Source organism: Bradyrhizobium sp. LHD-71, assembly GCF_031157255.1.
In the GTDB taxonomy this organism is placed as follows: domain Bacteria; phylum Pseudomonadota; class Alphaproteobacteria; order Rhizobiales; family Xanthobacteraceae; genus P52-10.
Genome location: NZ_JAVIFX010000004.1, coordinates 32805 through 53597, shown reverse-complemented (window position 1 = coordinate 53597; position 20793 = coordinate 32805). Strand labels below are relative to the sequence as shown.

Annotated in this window: 24 protein-coding genes; 5 read left to right on the top strand and 19 right to left on the bottom strand. The window is 62.9% G+C overall.

Going from position 1 to position 20793, the window contains the following annotated elements; all coding sequences use genetic code 11:
• The first annotated feature begins 320 nt into the window (after window positions 1-320).
• Window positions 321-479 (top strand): DUF3309 family protein, encoded by a 159-nt coding sequence (locus RCO31_RS04890; RefSeq protein WP_308967117.1) that lies wholly within the window; start codon window positions 321-323, stop codon window positions 477-479.
• A 341-nt stretch (window positions 480-820) separates the two neighbouring features.
• On the opposite strand, the gene RCO31_RS04885 is transcribed toward RCO31_RS04890, so the two are convergent.
• Complete coding sequence (locus tag RCO31_RS04885) at window positions 821-1255, bottom strand: hypothetical protein (protein WP_308967116.1); 435 nt, start codon at window positions 1253-1255, stop codon at window positions 821-823.
• A gap of 355 nt (window positions 1256-1610) precedes the next feature.
• On the bottom strand, window positions 1611-2417 hold the full coding sequence (locus tag RCO31_RS04880) for a response regulator (protein WP_308967115.1): 807 nt from the start codon (window positions 2415-2417) through the stop codon (window positions 1611-1613).
• Window positions 2418-2642: 225 nt separating this feature from the next.
• Here RCO31_RS04880 and RCO31_RS04875 point away from each other — a divergent pair, with 225 nt between their 5' ends.
• Both RCO31_RS04875 and RCO31_RS04870 read left to right on the top strand, forming a co-directional pair.
• Complete coding sequence (locus RCO31_RS04875; protein ID WP_308967114.1) at window positions 2643-2879, top strand: NepR family anti-sigma factor; 237 nt, start codon at window positions 2643-2645, stop codon at window positions 2877-2879.
• Window positions 2879-3424: a sigma-70 family RNA polymerase sigma factor gene (locus tag RCO31_RS04870; protein WP_308967113.1), complete on the top strand. Its 546-nt coding sequence runs from the start codon at window positions 2879-2881 to the stop codon at window positions 3422-3424. Before RCO31_RS04875 ends, RCO31_RS04870 begins: the two co-directional genes overlap by 1 nt.
• A gap of 161 nt (window positions 3425-3585) precedes the next feature.
• Here the strand turns inward: RCO31_RS04870 and RCO31_RS04865 are convergent, their stop codons facing one another.
• The 15 genes from RCO31_RS04865 to urtA form a co-directional block, all read right to left on the bottom strand.
• Entirely contained in the window at window positions 3586-5232 is a 1647-nt protein-coding gene (locus RCO31_RS04865; RefSeq protein WP_308967112.1) for an HWE histidine kinase domain-containing protein, read from the bottom strand.
• 249 nt (window positions 5233-5481) lie between these two features.
• On the bottom strand, window positions 5482-5682 hold the full coding sequence (locus RCO31_RS04860) for a hypothetical protein (protein WP_308967111.1): 201 nt from the start codon (window positions 5680-5682) through the stop codon (window positions 5482-5484).
• A gap of 106 nt (window positions 5683-5788) precedes the next feature.
• Complete coding sequence (gene ureG / locus RCO31_RS04855; protein ID WP_308967110.1) at window positions 5789-6439, bottom strand: urease accessory protein UreG; 651 nt, start codon at window positions 6437-6439, stop codon at window positions 5789-5791.
• Between the two features lie 14 nt (window positions 6440-6453).
• Entirely contained in the window at window positions 6454-7257 is an 804-nt protein-coding gene (locus RCO31_RS04850; protein WP_374991422.1) for an urease accessory protein UreF, read from the bottom strand.
• Window positions 7205-7804 carry an urease accessory protein UreE gene (locus tag RCO31_RS04845; protein ID WP_308967109.1) on the bottom strand — a complete coding sequence of 200 codons (600 nt, stop codon included), beginning with the start codon at window positions 7802-7804 and terminating at the stop codon, window positions 7205-7207. The genes RCO31_RS04850 and RCO31_RS04845 overlap by 53 nt, the downstream gene beginning before the upstream one ends.
• An 11-nt stretch (window positions 7805-7815) precedes the next feature.
• Window positions 7816-8115: a putative quinol monooxygenase gene (locus tag RCO31_RS04840; RefSeq protein WP_308967108.1), complete on the bottom strand. Its 300-nt coding sequence runs from the start codon at window positions 8113-8115 to the stop codon at window positions 7816-7818.
• Window positions 8116-8152: 37 nt separating this feature from the next.
• Window positions 8153-9865 (bottom strand): urease subunit alpha, encoded by a 1713-nt coding sequence (ureC, locus tag RCO31_RS04835; protein WP_308967107.1) that lies wholly within the window; start codon window positions 9863-9865, stop codon window positions 8153-8155.
• A 79-nt stretch (window positions 9866-9944) separates the two neighbouring features.
• On the bottom strand, window positions 9945-10250 hold the full coding sequence (locus tag RCO31_RS04830) for an urease subunit beta (protein ID WP_308967106.1): 306 nt from the start codon (window positions 10248-10250) through the stop codon (window positions 9945-9947).
• A gap of 34 nt (window positions 10251-10284) precedes the next feature.
• Complete coding sequence (locus tag RCO31_RS04825) at window positions 10285-10587, bottom strand: urease subunit gamma (RefSeq protein ID WP_308967105.1); 303 nt, start codon at window positions 10585-10587, stop codon at window positions 10285-10287.
• A gap of 74 nt (window positions 10588-10661) precedes the next feature.
• Window positions 10662-11504: an urease accessory protein UreD gene (locus RCO31_RS04820; RefSeq protein WP_308967104.1), complete on the bottom strand. Its 843-nt coding sequence runs from the start codon at window positions 11502-11504 to the stop codon at window positions 10662-10664.
• Window positions 11505-11539: 35 nt separating this feature from the next.
• The gene (gene urtE / locus RCO31_RS04815; protein WP_308967103.1) at window positions 11540-12235 is read right to left on the bottom strand and encodes an urea ABC transporter ATP-binding subunit UrtE; all 696 of its coding nucleotides are present in this window, start codon (window positions 12233-12235) and stop codon (window positions 11540-11542) included.
• Between the two features lie 2 nt (window positions 12236-12237).
• Window positions 12238-12990 carry an urea ABC transporter ATP-binding protein UrtD gene (gene urtD, locus RCO31_RS04810; protein WP_308967102.1) on the bottom strand — a complete coding sequence of 251 codons (753 nt, stop codon included), beginning with the start codon at window positions 12988-12990 and terminating at the stop codon, window positions 12238-12240.
• Window positions 12991-12996: 6 nt separating this feature from the next.
• A complete protein-coding gene (gene urtC, locus RCO31_RS04805; protein ID WP_308967101.1) occupies window positions 12997-14151 on the bottom strand; it encodes an urea ABC transporter permease subunit UrtC in 1155 nt (384 codons plus the stop codon).
• Entirely contained in the window at window positions 14148-15749 is a 1602-nt protein-coding gene (urtB, locus tag RCO31_RS04800; RefSeq protein WP_374991430.1) for an urea ABC transporter permease subunit UrtB, read from the bottom strand. Before urtB ends, urtC begins: the two co-directional genes overlap by 4 nt.
• Window positions 15750-15865: 116 nt before the next feature.
• On the bottom strand, window positions 15866-17185 hold the full coding sequence (urtA, locus tag RCO31_RS04795) for an urea ABC transporter substrate-binding protein (protein WP_308967099.1): 1320 nt from the start codon (window positions 17183-17185) through the stop codon (window positions 15866-15868).
• A 519-nt stretch (window positions 17186-17704) separates the two neighbouring features.
• Here urtA and RCO31_RS04790 point away from each other — a divergent pair.
• Both RCO31_RS04790 and infA read left to right on the top strand, forming a co-directional pair.
• Window positions 17705-19198: a DEAD/DEAH box helicase gene (locus tag RCO31_RS04790; RefSeq protein ID WP_308967098.1), complete on the top strand. Its 1494-nt coding sequence runs from the start codon at window positions 17705-17707 to the stop codon at window positions 19196-19198.
• A 26-nt stretch (window positions 19199-19224) separates the two neighbouring features.
• A complete protein-coding gene (gene infA, locus RCO31_RS04785; RefSeq protein ID WP_308967097.1) occupies window positions 19225-19509 on the top strand; it encodes a translation initiation factor IF-1 in 285 nt (94 codons plus the stop codon).
• 39 nt (window positions 19510-19548) lie between these two features.
• Here infA and RCO31_RS04780 read toward each other — a convergent pair whose 3' ends face one another.
• Together RCO31_RS04780 and RCO31_RS04775 are read right to left on the bottom strand one after the other, a co-directional pair.
• The gene (locus RCO31_RS04780) at window positions 19549-20130 is read right to left on the bottom strand and encodes a pilus assembly protein (protein WP_308967096.1); all 582 of its coding nucleotides are present in this window, start codon (window positions 20128-20130) and stop codon (window positions 19549-19551) included.
• Entirely contained in the window at window positions 20131-20679 is a 549-nt protein-coding gene (locus RCO31_RS04775; RefSeq protein WP_308967095.1) for a TadE/TadG family type IV pilus assembly protein, read from the bottom strand.
• Window positions 20680-20793: the final 114 nt, after the last annotated feature.

Genomic DNA, 20793 nt, shown 5'->3' with positions numbered 1-20793 from the left:
CGGAAAACGTTGGCTTGCGCTTTTCGGTTCCGGCTGTGTCAGATGCGCCACTTTTCTGAAATCGTGCCCCACACTCGCCGTTTCCTGACGCGAATCTCAAGAGTGAGAAGGCGCAGGCAAATCCATGATTCCGATGCTGCTTTTTCAATCTCGAACGCGTGCTCAGGCGCATGCTGCGTCGGCGGGAATCAGTCGTTGCGGGTCACGAACAGGGCGACTTTGGAGGGGCGGCGATCGAATAAATGGAACGGTTGCGTGACCAGCGACTTGTGAAAATGAAAGGCTTTTTATCCTTTCGCTGACTTCGCGAGGATTGCGCCATGACGCTTGGCACTATTTTGGTCATCATTCTGATTCTGTTGCTCCTCGGCGTTATTCCTAATTGGGGTTACAGCTCCGGCTGGGGCTACGGGCCATCTGGAATCGTCGGCACGGTTCTGATCGTCGTCTTGATCCTGCTGCTGCTGGGCAGGATCTGAAGCCGCGGAGCAGTTGCGGGACAGCAGGAAGGAATTTCAAGATCACGCGGTGCGCCGCTTACGGGTCGAGGATTCGGCCACAGGCACGGCGGCTGAGGATGCGGTTCGCATCTCGGCCGTGCTGGCGCGGGTTTCCGGTTTGGCGAGCTGACAGCCGTTGGGTCGTTGGCCGGCAGGTGAGCCAGACCCGAGCGCCGGACTTTTACCAGGTTCTGAAATTGCCGGCCGCTGTCGTCGACCGCCTTCGCCGGCGATCAGCGATGATGCACTTGGGCGACCGGCCATCGTTGCGGCCGAAGCGACCGCACGAGGGAGGGACTGCCCGGCGTTGGACGAACCGATCAGGTCAGGCAGCGGCCGGCGTCGAGCTGCTTCGCAACTTCGGTGAGCGCGCTGACGACGCTTTCACAGGCGACCGCCTGCTTGGGCTTAACGGCAGGCGCCTTCTTGTCCTTCAGGGCGGGGCTGTCTTTCGGGGACGGACGGCTCCTGACGGCGCCTACTGTCTCCCACAAACGGACGGCTACGGTGGTGGACGGCAGATCGGGGTGCTGGAAGACGATCGTGCGCCCCTCGACCGTGTTCAAGGCGACGTCGGCGCGATCGCCTTTTGACAGTTCATTGACGGGATTTACTGCGATCGTCGTGCCGGTCTGCAGACGTGCGTCGTTTGGCGGCTCGTGACCGAAAGCCTGGCCGGACGCAATCTCGAGATGAAGTCCGCCAAACACGGCAAACGCCGCTGCGGTGGCGAGAAAACCCAAAGAACGTATCATGTGACGCCTCGGCAATTCTTGCTTCGCTGCTGCGATGTTCTGGTTGCCGGGAAAAACGCTCCGCCTCCGCTCCAGGTTCCTGACGGACGGAGGTCACGGGCTATGGGCGGTAAAAATATTTTTGAGAATCGGCGGGATATCGATGGAACGAATTCCCGTTATGGGAGTCTTCATCGCAAGCCGGCTATTCCCCCTGCCCCTAGTTAGCCGGCGATATGGGGCGCAGCCGTGGTGATGCCGGCTGCGCCCTTATTTTTTGTTTTTTGCCGACCCATTAACGCCAGCACAAAGCAAAACGCCGGTCCGAAGGACCGGCGTTTAATGCTTCGGAGATCCATCAAATGACAGGTCGGGCCTAAAGGGCCGCCGCGCGCGGAGTCCGGTTGCGGGAATTGCGCTGGAAGAACAGCGCTTGGCTTGCGACTGCCGAGACCATAGCCGGCTGGAACGGCTTGGAGATCAGGAATGCGGGTTCCGGCCGTTCGCCGGTCAGGAAGCGCTCCGGATAAGCGGTGATGAACACCACCGGCACCTCGAAGGTCTTCAGCATCTCATTCACTGCATCAAGGCCCGAGCTGCCATCGGCAAGCTGGATGTCGGCCAGGATCAGGCCAGGCGTTTTCCGGCGCGCGATCTCCACCGCATCCTTGTGGGTGCGGGCGACGCCGATCACGTTGTGTCCGAGGTTCTTGACGAGGCTCTCCAGGTCCATGGCAATGAATGTCTCATCTTCGATGATGAGAACGTCGGTTGCGATCTCGGCGGCGAGTTCGCGTCCGGCCATCTCGGAATACTGGCGCACGTCCTTGATGTCGCAGTCCAGAATGAAGGCGACTTCGCCCTCGGAAAAGCCCTCGAGCGAAAGCAGGAGAAAGACCTGGCGCGGAAGCGGCGTGATGTTCGAGAGCCGCTGTTCGGGCCGCACATGCAGCGGCACCACATCGACATTCTCGTTAATTGCCACTGAGTTCCAGATCTTGGTGAAAAGGCGGAACAGGCCGGCACGCGCTCCCTTGCTCTCGTCGAGCAGACTTGGGTCCTGCAGCAGAGCCTCCAGCATCGCCGCCACATAGGCGTCGCCAGAGGCCTGGTTACCGGTCAGCGCCCGCGAGTAGCGCCGCAGCAGCGGCAGATGTTCGGCAACAAGCTGGGATCGAGACATCGCCCCTCCATCGATAATGCAGTTCGTGGCCATGCCTTTAGCGACCGGGCCCACGAAAGACTATGACTACGTCGAAACTCGTGAAAAGTTCCCTTAAAGTTCGGAACCTTTCTCCTATGGCTGAGTTAGGCCCACTATGGAACGGCGGCAAGGGCTTCAAAAGTCTATAAAAAATGCCCCGCAACGCAGTCTGACATTTCTCGAGATCATTTACGGATCGGGGTCATGAAAGAATTGAAGTCCCAAGGAAGTCTCCCCAACTCACCTGGTACGCCTGGTGGCAATTCGCCGCGGGACAAGCGGCCCGGCGGCCTGAACACGGAGATTCAGGCTCGGATCGGCCATCAACTGCGCGCGATGTACGACGACGTCGTGCGGCAGGGCGTGCCGGAGCGGTTCGCCGAACTGGTCCGACGACTGGACGATCCGAATGCCGCGAAACCTACGGAGGGGTCCGACTAATGCCTCTCACAGACAGCCTGCGTGACGACATCCTTGCGGCGGTGCCGAATTTGCGCGCCTTCGCAATATCCTTGAGCGGAAACGCCGATCGAGCGGACGATCTGGTGCAGGAGACGCTGTTGCGCGCCATCGCCAACATCGATTCCTTCCAGCCAGGATCGAACCTGCCCGCTTGGCTCTTCACGATTTTGCGCAACCTGTTCCGGTCGGACTACCGGAAGCGGCGGCGCGAGGTCGAGGACAGCGATGGCAGCTATGCCAAGACCTTGAAGTCGCAGCCGAGCCAGAACGTGCACATCGAATTCGAGGAATTTCGTGCTGCGCTCGACAAGCTTCCACAGGATCAGCGTGAGGCGCTGATCCTGGTCGGCGCATCCGGATTCTCTTACGAGGATGCAGCGGCGATCTGCGGCTGCGCGGTCGGTACGATCAAGAGCCGGGTCAATCGCGCACGTTCGAAGCTGAGCAACCTGCTCTATGTCGAAGGCGCCGACGACTTCGGTCCCGATAACACCATCCGCGCGGTGATCGGCGGTAACGGTTAACGGCGGTAACGGTTAACTCCGGAAAACGTGGCGGCCGGCGCGCGACGCGCGCCGGCCGACGGTTCGAACCCTCTCCCGGTGCTGAACACCGGCGTGAAGAGGGTACATGTTTGATCCCCTTCGATGTTTGAGGGACGCGGCAGGGTCCCGCTGGCATGCTGCTACTTGGGCGGCAGCAGGCCGGAAAGGCGGCCCGTGCGGTCCATCTCGGTCTTGTCCAGAACCGTACGCATCGGGGCGGAAATCTCGAAAACGTAGCTTGCGTCAGTGAAATAGCGCTTGGACGTGCCGCCAAGCGCTTCCGGCGCCACCCGATCGAGAAGGATGGTTCCGAAGTCGGTGTCTTCGCGCCGCGTCGCTGCGCTGACGTTGAATTCTTCCCATTTCAGCTGAAAGAGTTCGTTCTGGCCCTTGCCGGTCACTTGCCAGTGCACGGTGATGCGCAGGGTGGCGCCGTCGGTCCCGGCATTTGCCTGGGTCGCCAGTTCGAAGAACAGAAGGCAGAGGCTTTGCGCTGCCCGCGCGCTGACGATGATGTCCGGGCCTGTCGCAACGATCCGGTCCGCGTGGGGGATCGCCCGTGAAACCAACAGGCTCTTCAAACGGGCGCCTTGCCAATGCGAGTCACTCAGCAGCGAGATGACATGCGACATGGCGTGGATGCGGCCGATCAGCATGTCGCGTGCCTGCTCGACATCGGCGCCCGGCCGCATGGTCCGCGTGACGATCGACTGGATCACGGCCAGGACGTTTTTGACGCGGTGATTGAGCTCAGCGATCACAGAACTCAATCGCGCCTCGAAGCTGATGCGCGCTTCGATCTCGCGGCTGAGCCGCAGATTGTTGTAGGCGACATATCCAAACAGGCCGCAAAGAATGCTCGTCAGCGCCACGCCGACGATCATTACGATCGCTGCGAGCGATTGCGCGCGCGCGGTTGGGTCGACCCTCGCATAGTAACTCAGCGCAAAATCCCGGCCGCCGAACGTCACACCCTGCAGCAGCGGCACGCTTCCGCGCGTGGGGACGGCGGTCGCGGCACCGACGTGGCCGTTTCGGTCGGCCGAGAACTCCAGAGATTCGTTGCGCGGATCCCGCAAGGTCACGTTGAACAGCGACGGTTCATCGTTGACCAGCATCAGCGGACCGATCCGGTACGAGAATGAGATGAACCCGGTCAGCGGACCTCCGTTCTCGGCAAACACAGGTGCGGCGAGCAGGATGCCGGCATCGCCGTCGGATTGCGGCAGCAGCACGGGGTCGGATGCGGCCGGCGCGCGCCGCGCCAAGGCCGCGGCGATCGCCGGACCGAACGGCGGCGCGCGGTCAAGAATGCGTCCGGCCAGACCGAGGGTTTCTGCGGTCCGGGGTTCGACGTCCATCAGAACGTTGAACGAGGCCGGCAGGTTGCCGCGTATGGGCGAGTCGTCCGCATTGCGGATGGTCGGGCGGGGATAGCCGGTCTCGGCGAGAATCTGTTCCGCCCTGCCGATATCGGCAGGTGTCAGATTGGCGATCCACGTCGCCAGCACGAAATCGGTCTTGAATGCGTAGATCGATGTGCGCAGCGGCTGCAAGGCATTCGGGTGCAGCGGTTGCGCCGAGCGGATCAGTCCGACTGCGACGCGCGTCAGCAACTCGCGTTCCGACAATCGTTCCTGTACGCGCCGGCCGTGCGTTTCGATCGCACGCGACAGCGCGGCCTCCTCGATCACGATCTCCTGCTCATAGACTCGAAGCGCGACGAGTCCTGAAACAAGCAGACCGATCAGGGCAACCAGAACAACGATGAATCCCAGCCGAACCAAGCGACTACTCTAGGTACAACGATATTGGGAAGCGATTCTCGAAACGCTGCGATGGAGCTGCTGCACGACAATCAGGCTTGAGCCGAATAATGGCAACGCGCTCATTGCTGCACAAGTCTCGCTCGTGGTGCAGACCCTTGCCGCCGGTGGCTGAAGTCTAAGTAGGTTAACGGCAGGCCTCTGAATTCGTTCCACCCGCGGGTTGCTGGCGGGCGCGGCGCGTTAACTTTTAGCACCCGTTTCGGTCCGCTACCGGATCGACAACGGTTCACGCGCGCTGTCGCCGGAGCGCGTCAGGTAGGTCGGGGCGCGATCGACTACTTGCTTGAAGGCAGTCGCGAGGCGGGAATCCGTCAAACGGGCAGGAGACAACATCAATCCGAGCCCGACGACCATCATCAGGATCCCGGCAAAGATCAGCCCCAGAAACAGGCGTTCGTAGTTGTTCATCGTCGGCCCGGATGGTCACACATGCCTGACGTTAACTGCTCCGCGGTGCATGCGTTCCGGCCAGGGGCTCGGAAACACAGCGGCTTGGCTCGCGGTCGTCCGGCGCTCAGGCCGCGCGCAAGCCGCCCTTTTTTTCAATGAACGCAACGATCTGATCGAGACCTTGGCTTTTCTTCAGGTTCGTCATCACGAATGGCCGGTCACCGCGCATCCGGGTCGCGTCCGTGCGCATCTTGTCGAGCGACGCTCCGACATAGGGCGCAAGGTCGATTTTGTTGATGATCAGAAGGTCGGAGCGAGTGATGCCGGGACCGCCCTTCGAGGGAATCTTGTCGCCCGCGGCAACGTCGATCACATAGATGGTCAAGTCCGCGAGTTCTGGGGAAAAGGTCGCGGCCAGGTTGTCGCCACCGGATTCGATGAGCACCAGATCCAGCCCTGGAAACTTCGTGCGCATATCGGCAACGGCGGCAAGGTTCATGGATGCATCCTCGCGGATCGCCGTATGCGGACACCCGCCGGTCTCGACGCCTGCGATGCGCTCGGGCGTGAGCGAACCGGCCCGCACGAGGTATTCGGCGTCCCACTTGGTGTAGATGTCGTTGGTGATGGCGGCGATGTCGTAGGTTTCGCGCATGCTCTTGCAGAGCAGGTCCATCAGCGCCGTCTTGCCGGAGCCGACCGGCCCGCCGATGCCGACCCTTAACGGCCCGTTAGGACTTGTGGTGCGTTGCTTCGCAGTCTGCGTCGTCGCCATAGGGGTTCTCGTGCTCATGAGCGGAACAGCCTTGTATACTGCGTTTCGTGATGCATGCTCGCAAGGTCGGCGCGAAACGTCGCGCTGCCGAGCTGGTCGAGGGACGCATCCAGCGCCCGCTGTGCTGTGGATGTCACGACAGGCTCCAGCGCGGCCATGACGCGCTGGCTGTCGGTCTGGCCGAGCGGGACCAGCCGCACGCCTGCGGAAATCCAGTTGGCTGCTTGCGCGTGCAGGAAGGCGTGCAGGCTCAGATCGAGCGGTACGCTGTGGCCCGCGGCCACCGTGCCGACCGCGACGGGATAGGCGATCGGACCGGTCCAGATGCGCTTGAGCTGCTCGAGCGTATCACAATTCCATGTCGTGCCGGCGATGTCGGCAAATGCGCGGCCCTGGGCCGTCGTCTCCAGATGCCGCTCGCGGGTCGGCGTGAATGCCGCAGCAAGTTCTGCGACTTCGATCAAGGCGGCATCGTCGGCCGCAGCGCCGGCGCGCCAAGCATGACAGAGGAATATGCCGTCGCAAAAGCCCGGCCCCTCCGCAAGCATCGCGGTGAGCCAACTCTCGAGCATCTTTGCATCGCTGACGTCACCTGCTTCGACCGCCCATTCGATGCCGCTCGACCAGGAGAACGCGCCCACAGGAAACGACGGAGAGAGCCACGTCATCAGGCGATAAAGCGCGGCGTGGTGGATCGAACTCGCCGCGTCTGAACCGGTGTCCGACTGCGAGCCGGGCAGGGGCAGGGGCAGGGACGGGCCCTTGCTACGACCCATGACGATGCTTGTGGGCGTGACCGTGATCATGGGCGTGGTCATGATCGCACGCCTCGCCGTGCTCATGGTGATGATGCGCATGTCCGTGATGAGCCTGGCCATGGCCGTGCGCATGGTCGTGGCCGTGGCGGTCGTGGGTGTGCCCGCCGTCCGGCGACGCACTGGCGTATGCGCCGCCCTCGGGATCGAACGGAGCCTCGATCTCGATCACCCGCGCGCCGAGCCCGCGCACCATCTCCTCGATCACATGGTCGCGGCGGATGCGCAGCGCCTTGGCCATGATCTGGGTCGGCAGATGCCGGTTGCCGAGATGCCAGGCGATGCGAACGAGATGCATCGTGTCCCTGGCACGGATCTCGACCAGCGGCTCTGCCGCTGCAACGACTTCGATCAGCCGTCCGTCCTCGAGCACGAGCGCGTCGCCGCCCCGCAGCGCAATCACATCCGGCAGATCGAGCAGGAATTCCAGCCCCCGGGTGCCCGTCATCGCCAGCCGCCGCCGATGCCGGTCGTCGAATTCGAGCACGACCGTATCGGCAGGCGTCTCGCGCCACGTCTGTGCGGCTTTGACGGATGTGGCGCGCAGCATTCTTCGTATCCTCAGCGCTTGATCACGTCGGCAGGGGTGATGATCTCGATCACGGTCGGCGAGGCCTTGTACGGCGCCGAAAGCTCGCGCCAGGTCTTCATGTGCGGGGCGCGGCCGTGCGCGTCCAGCGCCTCGCGCGATTCCCAACGCTCGACGATGACGAACAGGTTCGGATTGTTCACGCTGACATGGCTGTCGTAATAGATGCAGCCGTCTTCCTTTTGGGTGGTCGCGATGCAATCCTTGACGCCCTTGATGAAGGCGTCGCGATGCTCAGGCTTCACCTCGGTGGTGGCGACGACATAGATCATTCAACTCTCCCGGCTTCTTTGTTGTTGGGAGCATCTTTTAGAACAGGAAATACCGCTGCGCCATGGGCAGCACCTCCGCCGGCGCGCAGGTCAGGAGCTCTCCGTCCGCACGAACCTCATACGTCTCCGGGTCGACCTCGATCGTCGGCGTGGCGTCGTTGTGGATCATGCTCTTCTTGGAAATGCCGCGGCGGGTGTTCTTGACCGCGTAAAGTTCCTTTTCGATGCCCAGCTTCCGTTTGAGGCCGGAGGCGATCGCGGCTTTCGAGGTGAAGACCACGGACGAGGCCGTTCGCGCGCGTCCAAGCGCGCCGAACATTGGCCGGTAGTGCACGGGCTGCGGTGTCGGTATCGAGGCGTTCGGATCGCCCATGGGAGCGGCGACAATGCTGCCGCCCTTGATGATGCAATCGGGCTTGACGCCGAAAAATGCCGGCGACCACAGCACGAGATCGGCGAGCTTGCCCTTCTCGATCGAACCGATCAGCTTCGACACGCCCTGGGCGATCGCCGGATTGATGGTGTATTTGGCGATGTAGCGCTTCACTCGGAAATTGTCGTTGCCCGCCTTGTCCTGCGGCAGCGACCCGCGCTGCTTTTTCATCTTGTCGGCAGTCTGCCAGGTGCGGATGATGACCTCGCCGAGCCGCCCCATCGCCTGGCTGTCCGACGACATCATCGACAGTGCGCCGATGTCGTGCAGGATGTCCTCGGCGGCGATCGTCTCCTTTCGGATGCGGCTTTCGGCGAAGGCGAGGTCTTCGGCGATCGACGGATCGAGGTGATGGCACACCATCAGCATGTCGAGATGCTCGTCGATGGTATTGCGCGTGAAGGGCCGGGTCGGGTTGGTGGACGAGGGCAGCACGTTCTTCAGCCCTGCAACCTTGATGATGTCCGGCGCATGTCCGCCGCCCGCGCCTTCGGTATGGAATGCGTGAATGGTGCGGCCTTTGAACGCCTTAACGGTGTCCTCGACGAACCCGGACTCGTTCAGCGTGTCCGTGTGGATCATCACCTGGATGTCGTGGTCGTCGGCGACGCTCAGGCAGTTGTCGATCGCCGCCGGCGTCGTGCCCCAGTCCTCATGCAGTTTCAGCGCGCAGGCGCCGGCCTTGATCATCTCGACCAGCGCAGCCGGCCGTGCGGCATTGCCCTTGCCGGAAATGCCGAGATTGACCGGCAGCGCGTCGAATGCTTGGATCATCCTGCCGATATGCCACGGCCCCGGCGTGCAGGTGGTGGCGAACGTGCCATGCGAGGGGCCGGTGCCGCCGCCGAGCAGCGAGGTGACGCCGCTCATCAATGCGTCCTCGATCTGCTGCGGGCAGATGAAGTGGATGTGGCTGTCAAAGCCGCCGGCCGTGAGGATCTTTCCTTCGCCCGCGATCACGTCGGTGCCGGGACCGATCACGATCGTCACCTTCGGCTGGATATCGGGATTGCCGGCCTTGCCGATCGCATGAATCTTGCCGTCCTTGAGGCCGACATCGGCCTTGACGATGCCCCAGGTGTCGACGATCAGCGCGTTGGTGATGACGGTATCGACCGCGCCTTGTCTGTTGGTGACCTGGCTCTGGCCCATGCCGTCGCGGATCACCTTGCCGCCGCCGAACTTCACCTCTTCGCCGTAGACGGTGAAGTCTTTCTCAACCTCGATGATCAGATCGGTGTCGGCGAGCCGCACGCGGTCGCCGACAGTGGGGCCGAACATGTCGGCGTAAACGGAACGATTGATTCTGGCCGACATGGCATGCCCCCTCTAGAGCAAATTGCGATCAAACAAAGAATCTAGAGCGCTTTCCGATTTAAACGCATCGGATAGCGCTCTAGAGTTTTCCCATGACCTCGCCGCGAAAGCCGTAGACGGTGCGGTTGCCCGCAAGCGCCGTCAGCGTCACCTCCCGCGTCTGGCCCGGTTCGAAGCGCACGGCCGTGCCGGCGGCGATGTCGAGCCGCATGCCGCGTGCGCGCTTGCGGTCGAACTTCAATGCCGGGTTGGTTTCGAAGAAATGATAGTGCGAGCCGACCTGGATCGGCCGGTCGCCGGCGTTCGCAACGGTCAGCGTCACCGTCTTGCGCCCCTCGTTCAGGACGATCTCGCCGTCCTGCACGAACATCTCTCCGGGGATCATGCGCGCCTCCGTTTTCTTTGTTGTAAGACCGGCTTCAGCGGATCGGCTCGTGCACCGTGACGAGCTTCGTGCCGTCCGGAAACGTCGCTTCCACCTGAATGTCGTGGATCATCTCGGCAATCCCGTCCATCACCTGTGCGCGCGTCAGCACCTGCGCGCCTGCCTGCATCAAGTCGGCGACAGTCCGTCCGTCGCGCGCGCCTTCGAGGATGAAATCAGAAATCAGCGCCACCGCTTCCGGATGGTTGAGCTTGACGCCGCGCTCGAGCCTTCGGCGGGCGACGATGGCGGCCATCGAGATGAAGAGCTTGTCCTTTTCGCGCGGGGTGAGGTTCATCGAGCAGCCTTGGGGTGAGGAAGTCTTGAGTGAGGAAGCGTTGAGCGAGAAGCCTTGATTAAGGAAGCCTTGCGTCAAGTGAGCCACAGTCTCGGCAGTGCGCTTGCATTGACCTGCGCCAGCAGGCGCATCACGTCACCACGCAAATCCGCGGCATCCTTAGCGCAGAAGCGGGCGAGCGCAAAACCGTTCCAGGCCGAGATGCCAACTTCGCCGGCGAATGTGGCAGCAAGCTCATGCACACGGTCGGCAACGCTCTGGTCGGCAGGAGCGATCAGCACGGTTGCGACGGCGACGGTACCGCCTCCGATTGCCGGATGCGCCAACTTGACGCCGATGTCGCCTTCGAGCTGCACGGTTTCGGCAAAAATCAGCCTGCCGTCGCGACGTAACCGCCAGCGGTCGCGATAAACGCCGTCACGCATCGTCTCGGCCATGGCGGCGCGCCCGAACACGACGATCTCGGCGAGCAGCAGCGACGCGTCGTCATGAAGATCGATGTCGATGCGGCGCGAAAGCCGGGCGCGATCGAACAGGATCGTCTCCTGCGGCAGCCAGGCAAGACGCGCCCCCGTCTGCACGCTCAAGCTGACGCCGACCTCGGCAGCGGGACCATGCGAACGATAGACCTTTTCGGCCGCGGCTGTCGTCAGCGTCACCGCTGTGGCGGCGTTTGCGTCGATCGTGACTGTGAACCGGTCGCCGCCCGCGATGCCGCCTGCGGTGTTGACCAGCACGGCGGAAAGGCCGTCGGTTTCAGGCGACGGAAAGCGGACACGCAGCGAGCCTGCCTCATGCACGCGCCCGCGGCGTGTCGTGCCGCCCGACAGGATGGTCTCGAACGTCACCGCGCCGACCGCGCGATTGGCCGCGAAGAGCTCCGACGCTTGCGTTGTGTCCTGCGAAGCCAATGGCATCGCCTCTCCCGGAATGACGATGTTGCGAACCGTGGTTACAAGGCCATAGCCCGGCTGATCGCGCTGGAATCAAGGTTGGCGCGGTCGCACGTGAATGTCACGGCACCGCGGTCCATCACCGCGAAATGGTCGCCAAGCTCGCACGCGAAATCGAGGTATTGCTCGACCAGAACGATCGCAATGCTGCCAAGGTTGCGCAGGTATGAGATCGCGCGACCGATGTCCTTGATGATCGACGGCTGGATGCCTTCGGTCGGCTCGTCGAGCAGCAACAGCTTCGGCCGCATCACCAGCGCGCGGCCGATCGCCAGCTGCTGCTGCTGGCCGCCGGAAAGGTCGCCGCCGCGCCGTCCAAGCATCGACTGCAGCACCGGAAACAGGGAGAACACGTCGTCGGGAATGTGCCGCTCGTCGCGTTTGAGCGGCGCGAAGCCCGTGCGCAGGTTTTCCTCCACCGTCAACAACGGGAAGATCTCGCGGCCCTGCGGCACGAAGCCGATGCCGCGCCGTGCACGCTCAAAAGGCTTCAGCGCGTTGATGTCCTGACCCTCGAACAGGATTTCGCCGGTTGTGATCGGCTGCTGCCCGACCATGGCGCGCAGGAGGCTGGTCTTGCCGACGCCGTTGCGGCCGAGCACGCAGGTGACCTTGCCGGGCAGGGCTGCGAGCGAGACGCCGCGCAGCGCCTGCGCCGCGCCGTAATAAAGGCTGATGTCCTTGACGTCGAGCATTGCTACCGTCCCAGATACACTTCGATCACGCGCTCGTTCGCCGACACCTGGTCGATGGTGCCTTCGGCCAGCACCGAGCCTTCATGCAGGCATGTGACCTTGACGCCGAGCTCGCGCACGAAGGTCATGTCGTGTTCGACGACGATGACCGACTTTTCCTTGTTGATCTCTTTCAGGAGTTCCGCGGTCTGGTGCGTCTCCGCATCGGTCATGCCGGCGACCGGCTCGTCCACCAGCAACAGCTTCGGATCCTGTGCCAGCAGCATGCCGATTTCGAGCCACTGCTTCTGACCGTGCGACAGGCCGCCAGCCAGCCGGTGGCGTGCCTCCTTGAGGCGGATCGTCTCCAGCACCCGTTCGATCCGCTCGACCTCGCCTGGCGTCTTGCGCCAAAAGAGGGTGCCGCGCACGCTGTGGTCGACATTGAGCGCCAGCGTGAGGTTGTCCTCGACGCTCTGGCTTTCGAACACGGTCGGCTTCTGGAATTTGCGGCCGATGCCGAGCTCGGCGATTTCGGTTTCGTCAAGCCGTGTCAGGTCGACGTTGCCGTCGAAATAGACTTCGCCTTCGTCGGGGCGTGTCTTGCCGGTGATGATGTCCATCATCGTCGTCTTGCCGGCGCCGTTCGGGCCGATGATGGCGCGCATCTCTCCGGGCTCGATCGCCAGCGACAGGTTGTTGATGGCGCGGAAACCGTCGAAGGCGACGTAGACACCGTCGAGATAGAGAAGGGCGTTGGTGGTGCGAGGGGTCATGATCGGTCACTCCGCCGGTGCTTGTGCGGCCGGCGTCGCCGGTGCTGACCTGGCTTCGGCACGCTGGGCGCGCCAAGGCTCCCACCACTGCTGCAGCGTGCCGATGATGCCGCGCGGCATCAGCAGCGTGACAAGCACGAACAGCGCGCCGAGCATGAACAGCCAGTAAGGCGCCAGCACGCCGGAGGTGAACACGGTCTTGGCGTAGTTGACCAGCACCGCGCCGAGCACGGCGCCCGTCAGCGTGCCACGCCCGCCGACGGCGACCCAGATCACGGCCTCGATCGAATTGGCCGGCGCGAACTCGCTCGGATTGATGATCCCCACTTGCGGCACGTACAGCGCGCCGGCGACGCCGGCCATGCAGGCCGACAGCGTGAACACGAACAGCTTGTAGGATTCCACGCGATAGCCAAGGAAGCGCGTGCGCGATTCCGCGTCGCGGATGGCGAGCAGCACCTTGCCGAGTTTCGAGGTGACGATGGCGCGGCAGATCAGGAAGCCGATCACCAGCGCGATACAGCTCAGGACGAACAGCGCCGCCCGTGTGCCCTGCGCCTGGACGTTGAAGCCGAGGATGTCCTTGAAGTCGGTGAGGCCGTTGTTGCCGCCGAAGCCGAAGTCGTTGCGGAAGAAGGCGAGCAGCAGCGCATAGGTCATCGCCTGGGTGATGATCGACAGGTAGACGCCGGTGACGCGCGAGCGGAACGCCAGCCAGCCGAAGCCGAAGGCGAGCAGGCCTGGCACCAGCAGCACCATCAAGGCGGCGAACCAGAACATGTCGAAGCCGTGCCAGTACCAAGGCAGCGACTGATAGTTCAGGAACACCATGAAGTCCGGCAGCAGCGGGTTGCCGTACACGCCGCGACCTCCGATCTGCCGCATCAGGTACATACCCATCGCATAGCCGCCGAGCGCGAAGAACGCTCCGTGGCCGAGCGAAAGGATGCCGCAATAGCCCCAGATCAGGTCGATCGACAGTGCGAGCAGCGCGTAGCAGACATATTTGCCGAACAGCGCCACCAGATAGGTCGGCACATGGAAGAACGAGGTCGGTGGCACCAGGAGATTGAGCAGCGGCACGACGATGCCAACGGCAGCGATGATCACGAGGAAGACCATCGCGCTGCGGTCGAGCGAGCGGATCAGCAGGTGACTCATGCTTCCACCGCCCGTCCCTTGAGGGCGAACAACCCGCGCGGCCGCTTCTGGATGAACAGGATGATCAGCACCAGGATGGCGATCTTGCCCAGCACGGCGCCGGCGACAGGTTCGAGGAATTTGTTGGCGATGCCGAGCGTAAAGGCGCCGACCAGCGTGCCCCACAGATTGCCGACGCCGCCGAACACCACCACCATGAAGCTGTCGATGATATAGCTCTGGCCGAGGTTCGGGCTGACATTGTCGATTTGCGACAGGGCAACGCCGGCGATGCCGGCGATGCCGGAGCCGAGACCGAAGGTGAGTGCGTCCACCCGTGAGGTGGCGATGCCCATGGATGCCGCCATCCGCCGGTTCTGCGTGACAGCGCGCATTTCGAGCCCGAGGCTTGTGTAGCGAAGCATCAACAGCAGCAGAGCGAACACCGCCAGCGTGAACACGACGATCCAGAGGCGGTTATAGGTGATGGTGATCTGGCCGAGCTCGAACGCGCCGCTCATCCAGGACGGGTTGCCGACCTCGCGATTGGTCGGGCCGAAGGCGGTGCGGACAGCCTGCTGCAGGATCAGCGAGATTCCCCAGGTCGCGAGCAGCGTTTCAAGCGGCCGGCCGTACAGAAAACGGATGATGCCGCGCTCGATGGCGACGCCGATCAGGCCTGCCACCAGGAACGCCAGCGGCAGCGCGATCAGCAGCGAATAGTCGAACAGCCCGGGATAGCTCGAGCGGATTACCTCCTGCACGACAAACGTGGTGTAGGCACCGAGCATGACCATCTCGCCATGCGCCATGTTGATGACGCCCATCACACCGAAGGTGATGGCGAGACCGATGGCCGCAAGCAGCAGCACCGAGCCGAGCGAGATGCCGTACCAGGCGTTCTGCGCCGCTGACCACATCGCGAGCCGGCTCTGCACCGACGAGATTGCCGCCTGTGCGGTCTGCGCCACCCGCGGCGACGGATCGGCTGCGACGCCTGTCAGCAGCGCCAGCGCATCCTGGTCGCCGCGGTCACGGATCGCGGCGATGGCTTCGATGCGACTTGCCTCCGGCGCATCAGGCGCAGCCAGCAGGATCGCCGCGCGAGCCTGCGTGAAGGCACGCCTGACGGACGCATCGGTTTCTTTCTCCAGCGCGCCTTCGATGGTAGCCAACGCGGCAGCATCGCGCGATCTGAAAACGGATTGCGCCGCCTGCAGCCGCCGCGCCGGATCGGCAGACAACAGCGTCAATCCGCCGATGGCGGCTTCGACCGATCGCCGCAACCGATTGTTGAGGCGCACGTTGCCGAGATTGGCGAACGACGGTGCGACGGCTTGCCCGGTGACAGCGTCGCTGACCTTGCCGTCGTTTTCCTTGATGTAGACCTTTTTGGTGGCCGGATCGGCGACCAGACGGCCATCCTGCAGCGCCTGGACGATCGGCAGCGCGCGGGCGTTGCCGCTTGCCGCCACGGCGCTGATGGCAGCTTCCGTGTCCGAAAAGGAATCGTTTGCGAACTGCGCCACCGCGTCCTCGAAAGGACCGGCAGCGGCAGGCGCGGTGAATGCGATGGCGAGCAGGCAGAAAATAACTGCCGCGCAAGCGCGTCTGATCAGTGAAGAGAACACGAAACCACCCCGGCAGAGGTTGTGAGGGAAGGCGGCGATGCCGCCGCCTTCCCGTTGTTCGTCGTGGAGAGCTTGTGAGAGGTCAGGCGATTTAAGAGCCGCTTTTAAGAGCCTTGGCCACCGCACTTGTTGGTCTTGGTATTCCAGTTGCCGCACTTCTTGCCGACCCAGTCGCCGATCAGGTCCTTCGAGCCCTCGAGCTCCTTCGACCAGGCGTCGCCAGGGACGAGGCCGGGTGTCTTCCACACCACGTCGAACTGGCCGTCGGCCTTGATTTCACCGATCAGCACCGGCTTGGTGATGTGGTGGTTCGCCAGCATCTCGGATTCGCCACCGGTCAGGTTCTTGGCCTTGATGCCCGGCAGTGCGTCGATCACCTTGTCCGGATCGGTCGACTTCGCCTTCTCGACCGCCTTGACCCACATGTCGAAGCCGATGACATGCGCTTCCATCGGGTCGTTGGTGACGCGCTTGGGATTCTTGGTGTAGGCCTGCCAGGCTTTGATGAACTTCTCGTTCTCAGGATCCTTGACCGACTGGAAGTAGTTCCAGGCGGCGAGGTGACCGATCAGCGGCTTGGTGTCGATGCCGGCGAGCTCTTCCTCACCGACCGAGAACGCCACGACCGGGATGTCGGTCGCCTTGATGCCCTGGTTGCCGAGCTCCTTGTAGAACGGCACGTTGGCGTCGCCGTTGATGGTCGAGACCACCGCCGTCTTCTTGCCGGCCGAGCCGAACTTCTTGATGTCGGCGACGATCGTCTGCCAGTCGGAGTGACCGAATGGCGTGTAGTTGATCATGATGTCTTCCTGCTTGACGCCCTTCGACTTCAAGTAGGCCTCGAGGATCTTGTTGGTCGTGCGCGGATAGACGTAGTCGGTGCCGGCGAGCACCCAGCGCTGCACCTTCTCTTCCTTGGCGAGATAGTCGACCGCTGGGATCGCCTGCTGGTTCGGCGCTGCACCCGTGTAGAACACGTTACGCTCGGACTCTTCGCCCTCATACTGGACGGGATAGAACAGGATCGAGTTCAGCTCCTTGAATACCGGCAGCACGGACTTGCGCGACACCGAGGTCCAGCAGCCGAACACGACCGCGACCTTTTCCTTGGTGATCAATTCGCGCGCCTTCTCGGCAAACAGCGGCCAGTTCGAGGCTGGATCGACCACGACGGCTTCGAGCTTCTTGCCCATCACGCCGCCCTTCTTGTTCTGCTCTTCGATCAGAAAGAGGATCGTGTCCTTCAGCGTCGTCTCGCTGATGGCCATGGTGCCCGAAAGCGAGTGCAGGACGCCGACCTTGATGGTGTCCTGGGCCTGGGCGGTTCCGAAAAAGGACAGGCCGAGGGCGAGGCCGGCCGCGGTCGCCAGCGCCTTGCGGCGGCTGAGCGGCCGGGCAATGGCCGAGGTCAATTGAGTAAGCATGCGATGTCATCTCCCTGACGCAGACGTAAAGAACCTGCGAAACGGCCCTTCCGGCCGCCTGCGTTAAGGGAATCGCAAGAACTGTGCCATGGCTTGTATGTGGCATAAGTCATTGATAATGCGTAGAATATTTGGATAAACGCGCTTGCCGGCAGGGCCGTGGGCCTAATTTTTCGGCAGCGTCATTGGCCTCAACTTGGGCATTTTGCCGCTTTGTTGTTCATTTTTTCGCGATTGTATAAAATATCAGCAGGGCTCACCGGTCACGCGAGGCCGGTTCATGATGGGAAATGCCTTGAAAGCACCGCAGCGATGGCGCATATGAACACCGACCGCGACTTGATCCGGTTACTGCGGGCTGCGTGTTCTGATCCGTCGACGCCTTTCGGCTCCTCCGGCTTCTGGCCTGCCTCTCTAGCTCACAAGCAGATGCTCCAAACGCGCGGGCATCAACAAGGCTTCGCTTGCGACCGACGCTTCTCGCGCCGGCGCCCGTGTTGACTCATAGAAAGAAACCTTTTGACCTCTTTTCAGGATTTCGGCCTCGCCGATCCCATCTCTCTCGCACTGACCGAAGAGAACTACGTCACTCCCACTCCCATCCAGGCCCAGACCGTCCCGCTTGCCATGACCGGCCGCGACGTGGTCGGCATTGCACAGACCGGCACCGGCAAGACCGCTGCTTTCGCACTGCCGATTCTGCACCGGTTGATCCATCCTCGGAAACAAACTGCGCCGAAGAGCTGCCGCGTGCTGGTGCTCAGCCCAACACGTGAGCTGTCCGGACAGATCCTCGACAGTTTTCAGGCCTATGGCCGTCATCTCCGCCTCAGCGCCACGCTTGCGATCGGCGGCGTGCCGATGGGCCGGCAGGTGCGCGCCGTCATGCCGGGCGTCGACATCATGGTTGCGACGCCGGGTCGCCTGCTCGACCTCGTGCGCGGCAATGCACTGAAGCTCAATCAGGTCGAGTTTCTGGTGCTCGACGAAGCCGATCGAATGCTCGACATGGGCTTCATCAACGACATCAGGAAGATCGTCGCCCGCCTGCCGACCGAGCGGCAGACGCTGTTCTTCTCGGCGACCATGCCGAAGGCGATCGCCGAGCTTGCCGAAGACATGCTGCGCGATCCCGTGCGCGTTGCCGTCACGCCGGTCGCCTCGACCGCAGAGCGGGTGTCCCAGCGCATCATCCAGGTGGATCGCGGCTCCAAGCCCGGCCTGCTCGCCAAGATTCTCAAGGGCGAACCGGTCGACCGCGCGCTGGTCTTCACGCGCACCAAGCACGGCGCGGACAAGGTGGTGAAAGGCCTGGCCAAGGCCAACATCGCCGCCCAGGCGATCCACGGCAACAAGTCGCAGAACCATCGCGAGCGCACGCTCGCCGCGTTCCGGTCCGGCGAAATCCGCACCCTTGTCGCTACCGATATCGCCGCGCGCGGCATCGACGTGGACGGCGTCAGCCACGTGGTGAACTTCGACCTGCCGAATGTGCCGGAGACCTATGTGCATCGCATCGGCCGTACGGCCCGCGCCGGGACCGACGGTATTGCGATCTCGCTGGTCGACGCCGACGAGGTCGCCTATCTGCGCGACATCGAGAAGCTGATCCGTCAGGTCCTTCCCCGCGAGGACATGCGGACGGGGGACACGCGCTCGCATGCCGAGCGGACCGGCGACACGCGCAACCATCGTCGCCAAGATCCTGACCAAGCTTCCGGCCGGGGTCCGAAGCCGAACGGCCATGCGCACAATTCGCATGCGCCGCGCGGGACAGACAACGCAGGTGCAGGCTTCAAGAACCGGCGCCGCCGCAAGGGCGGGTCCGGTCACCGACCGATGACGGCTCCGGGGACGGTTGAAGGCCAGGCCCAGAACGGCCAGAACGGAATGCGCGGTGTTGCATTCATGGCGCGGGAAAGCCGCCCGGCGCGCCCGACGGAGCCGCACAAAGGAAAGTCCCATTCACATTCGCACGGTCGTCCCCGCGACGCCCGGCAGCCACAGCGCTAAAATAGGATAACGATTCGGAGAGACCGATGGCCAAGGAAGAACTGATCCAATTCGAGGGGCTCGTGACCGAGATCCTCCCCGATGCGCGATATCGCGTCCAGCTCGATGCCGGACACGAAATCGTCGCCTACACTGCCGGCAAGATGAAGAAGAACCGCATCAAGACGCTCGCGGGCGACCGCGTGACCGTGGAGATGTCGCCGTATGATCTTGAGAAGGGGCGTCTGATCTTCCGGCACAAGGACGAGCGCGCGAGCGCGCCGCGTCCGCCCGGAGCACAACGTGGCGGTCAGCAGTTCCGCCGGCGCTAATAAGATGTGAGCCCGGCGGTTATTCGCCGGGCGCCGTTGCTACGAGCAGGTGGTGACCGCCGGTGGCCGGCAGACCGTGCTGGATTGGCGCGGGCGGGCAAAAAACTGGTCGGTCTCTTCCACCGTTCCGACGACGAAGTAGCTTGCGGGCGACGTGTAGTCGTAGGAAATCTCGCTCCAGATCAACTGGGTGTTGGGAAGCCGCAGCCCGGGTGGGATTGTTGCGCTGGATCCTGTCGCGCGTGCGGCGATATCTCCATATGTGCTGCTCCAGCCGATCGTCGCCTCGCCGCTTGCATTGACATTGACGGCCGAGACCCTGGCCGTCAGCGGTCCTTCCGGGAGCGGTGTCATGATCGACTTCGCCGCAGTGAAGATGTTGGTCATGTCGGCATTGCTGATCGAGACCGACTGCGCGACGAGGTCGGACAAGGACCTCGCCGTGAGTGTTACCTTGCGCTGGACTTCGAGCCGCTGCGTGATCTCGACGGCGCCGAAATACAGCGCAAGCATCAACGGGGCGACCAGGGCGAACTCCACCGCGGAGACGCCGCGGTTGTCGCGAAGCACCCTCGCGGCCGCAAGCTGTTGGGCCCGCCGCAACAGTCCGAGCCGCGACATCTAGAATGGCCCCGGTTCGTTGCGGAACGTGGCGACTCCAACGAGCAGGCGCTTGTTGTTGTTGAGATTGCCTGCGTTGAAACCCAGGCCGGGCACAAATACCGGCCACTGGTAGAAGGTGCGGACGACGACGATGTCGCCTGCGCGACCCGGGTTGAATTCGGGTGTGACGGTGTAATTCCCGTTATCATCGATCGGCTTCTGCAGTTTGATGTCGGAGACCGACTGAGAGCTCTGCACATCCACGTCGACGCCGTTCTCACAATCCATCATCCCGGTGAGGCGCGTGCAAAGGCTGGTCTTGAATTGCGCGGCGCTCATTTCGCTCATCTGCGCCTGACCGGTCATGATCAGCCGCGCCGTGTCCTGGGTCGCGGTCTCCAGCGCCGTGCTGGCCAGCAGCGCCAGCGCGGTTTCGATGATGGCGAACATCAGCGTCAGGAACGGCGCGGCGATGAAGGCGAACTCGATGGCGGCCACGCCGTTGCGATCACGTCGAAAGCGGTGCAGCGCGCAGGCGGCGATGCTGATGCTGGGATGGGCGGGCATCGTTTTGCGAAATTCTTACGGGCGGGAACGCCATGATGAAGAATACACGAGACAAATTGTTGATTTCTTGCGGCCGATTGCGACAATCGGTAGGAGCGCGCCAACCTTCCGTTA

Coding starts and splice junctions, on each gene's coding strand:
- RCO31_RS04890 (WP_308967117.1), top strand. CDS start 321: ATGACGCTTGGCACTATTTTGGTCATCATTCTGATTCTGTTGCTCCTC.
- RCO31_RS04885 (WP_308967116.1), bottom strand. CDS start 1,255: ATGATACGTTCTTTGGGTTTTCTCGCCACCGCAGCGGCGTTTGCCGTG.
- RCO31_RS04880 (WP_308967115.1), bottom strand. CDS start 2,417: ATGTCTCGATCCCAGCTTGTTGCCGAACATCTGCCGCTGCTGCGGCGC.
- RCO31_RS04875 (WP_308967114.1), top strand. CDS start 2,643: ATGAAAGAATTGAAGTCCCAAGGAAGTCTCCCCAACTCACCTGGTACG.
- RCO31_RS04870 (WP_308967113.1), top strand. CDS start 2,879: ATGCCTCTCACAGACAGCCTGCGTGACGACATCCTTGCGGCGGTGCCG.
- RCO31_RS04860 (WP_308967111.1), bottom strand. CDS start 5,682: ATGAACAACTACGAACGCCTGTTTCTGGGGCTGATCTTTGCCGGGATC.
- ureG (WP_308967110.1), bottom strand. CDS start 6,439: ATGGCGACGACGCAGACTGCGAAGCAACGCACCACAAGTCCTAACGGG.
- RCO31_RS04850 (WP_374991422.1), bottom strand. CDS start 7,257: ATGACCACGCCCATGATCACGGTCACGCCCACAAGCATCGTCATGGGT.
- RCO31_RS04845 (WP_308967109.1), bottom strand. CDS start 7,804: ATGCTGCGCGCCACATCCGTCAAAGCCGCACAGACGTGGCGCGAGACG.
- RCO31_RS04840 (WP_308967108.1), bottom strand. CDS start 8,115: ATGATCTATGTCGTCGCCACCACCGAGGTGAAGCCTGAGCATCGCGAC.
- ureC (WP_308967107.1), bottom strand. CDS start 9,865: ATGTCGGCCAGAATCAATCGTTCCGTTTACGCCGACATGTTCGGCCCC.
- RCO31_RS04830 (WP_308967106.1), bottom strand. CDS start 10,250: ATGATCCCCGGAGAGATGTTCGTGCAGGACGGCGAGATCGTCCTGAAC.
- RCO31_RS04825 (WP_308967105.1), bottom strand. CDS start 10,587: ATGAACCTCACCCCGCGCGAAAAGGACAAGCTCTTCATCTCGATGGCC.
- RCO31_RS04820 (WP_308967104.1), bottom strand. CDS start 11,504: ATGCCATTGGCTTCGCAGGACACAACGCAAGCGTCGGAGCTCTTCGCG.
- urtE (WP_308967103.1), bottom strand. CDS start 12,235: ATGCTCGACGTCAAGGACATCAGCCTTTATTACGGCGCGGCGCAGGCG.
- urtD (WP_308967102.1), bottom strand. CDS start 12,990: ATGACCCCTCGCACCACCAACGCCCTTCTCTATCTCGACGGTGTCTAC.
- urtC (WP_308967101.1), bottom strand. CDS start 14,151: ATGAGTCACCTGCTGATCCGCTCGCTCGACCGCAGCGCGATGGTCTTC.
- urtA (WP_308967099.1), bottom strand. CDS start 17,185: ATGCTTACTCAATTGACCTCGGCCATTGCCCGGCCGCTCAGCCGCCGC.
- infA (WP_308967097.1), top strand. CDS start 19,225: ATGGCCAAGGAAGAACTGATCCAATTCGAGGGGCTCGTGACCGAGATC.
- RCO31_RS04780 (WP_308967096.1), bottom strand. CDS start 20,130: ATGTCGCGGCTCGGACTGTTGCGGCGGGCCCAACAGCTTGCGGCCGCG.
- RCO31_RS04775 (WP_308967095.1), bottom strand. CDS start 20,679: ATGCCCGCCCATCCCAGCATCAGCATCGCCGCCTGCGCGCTGCACCGC.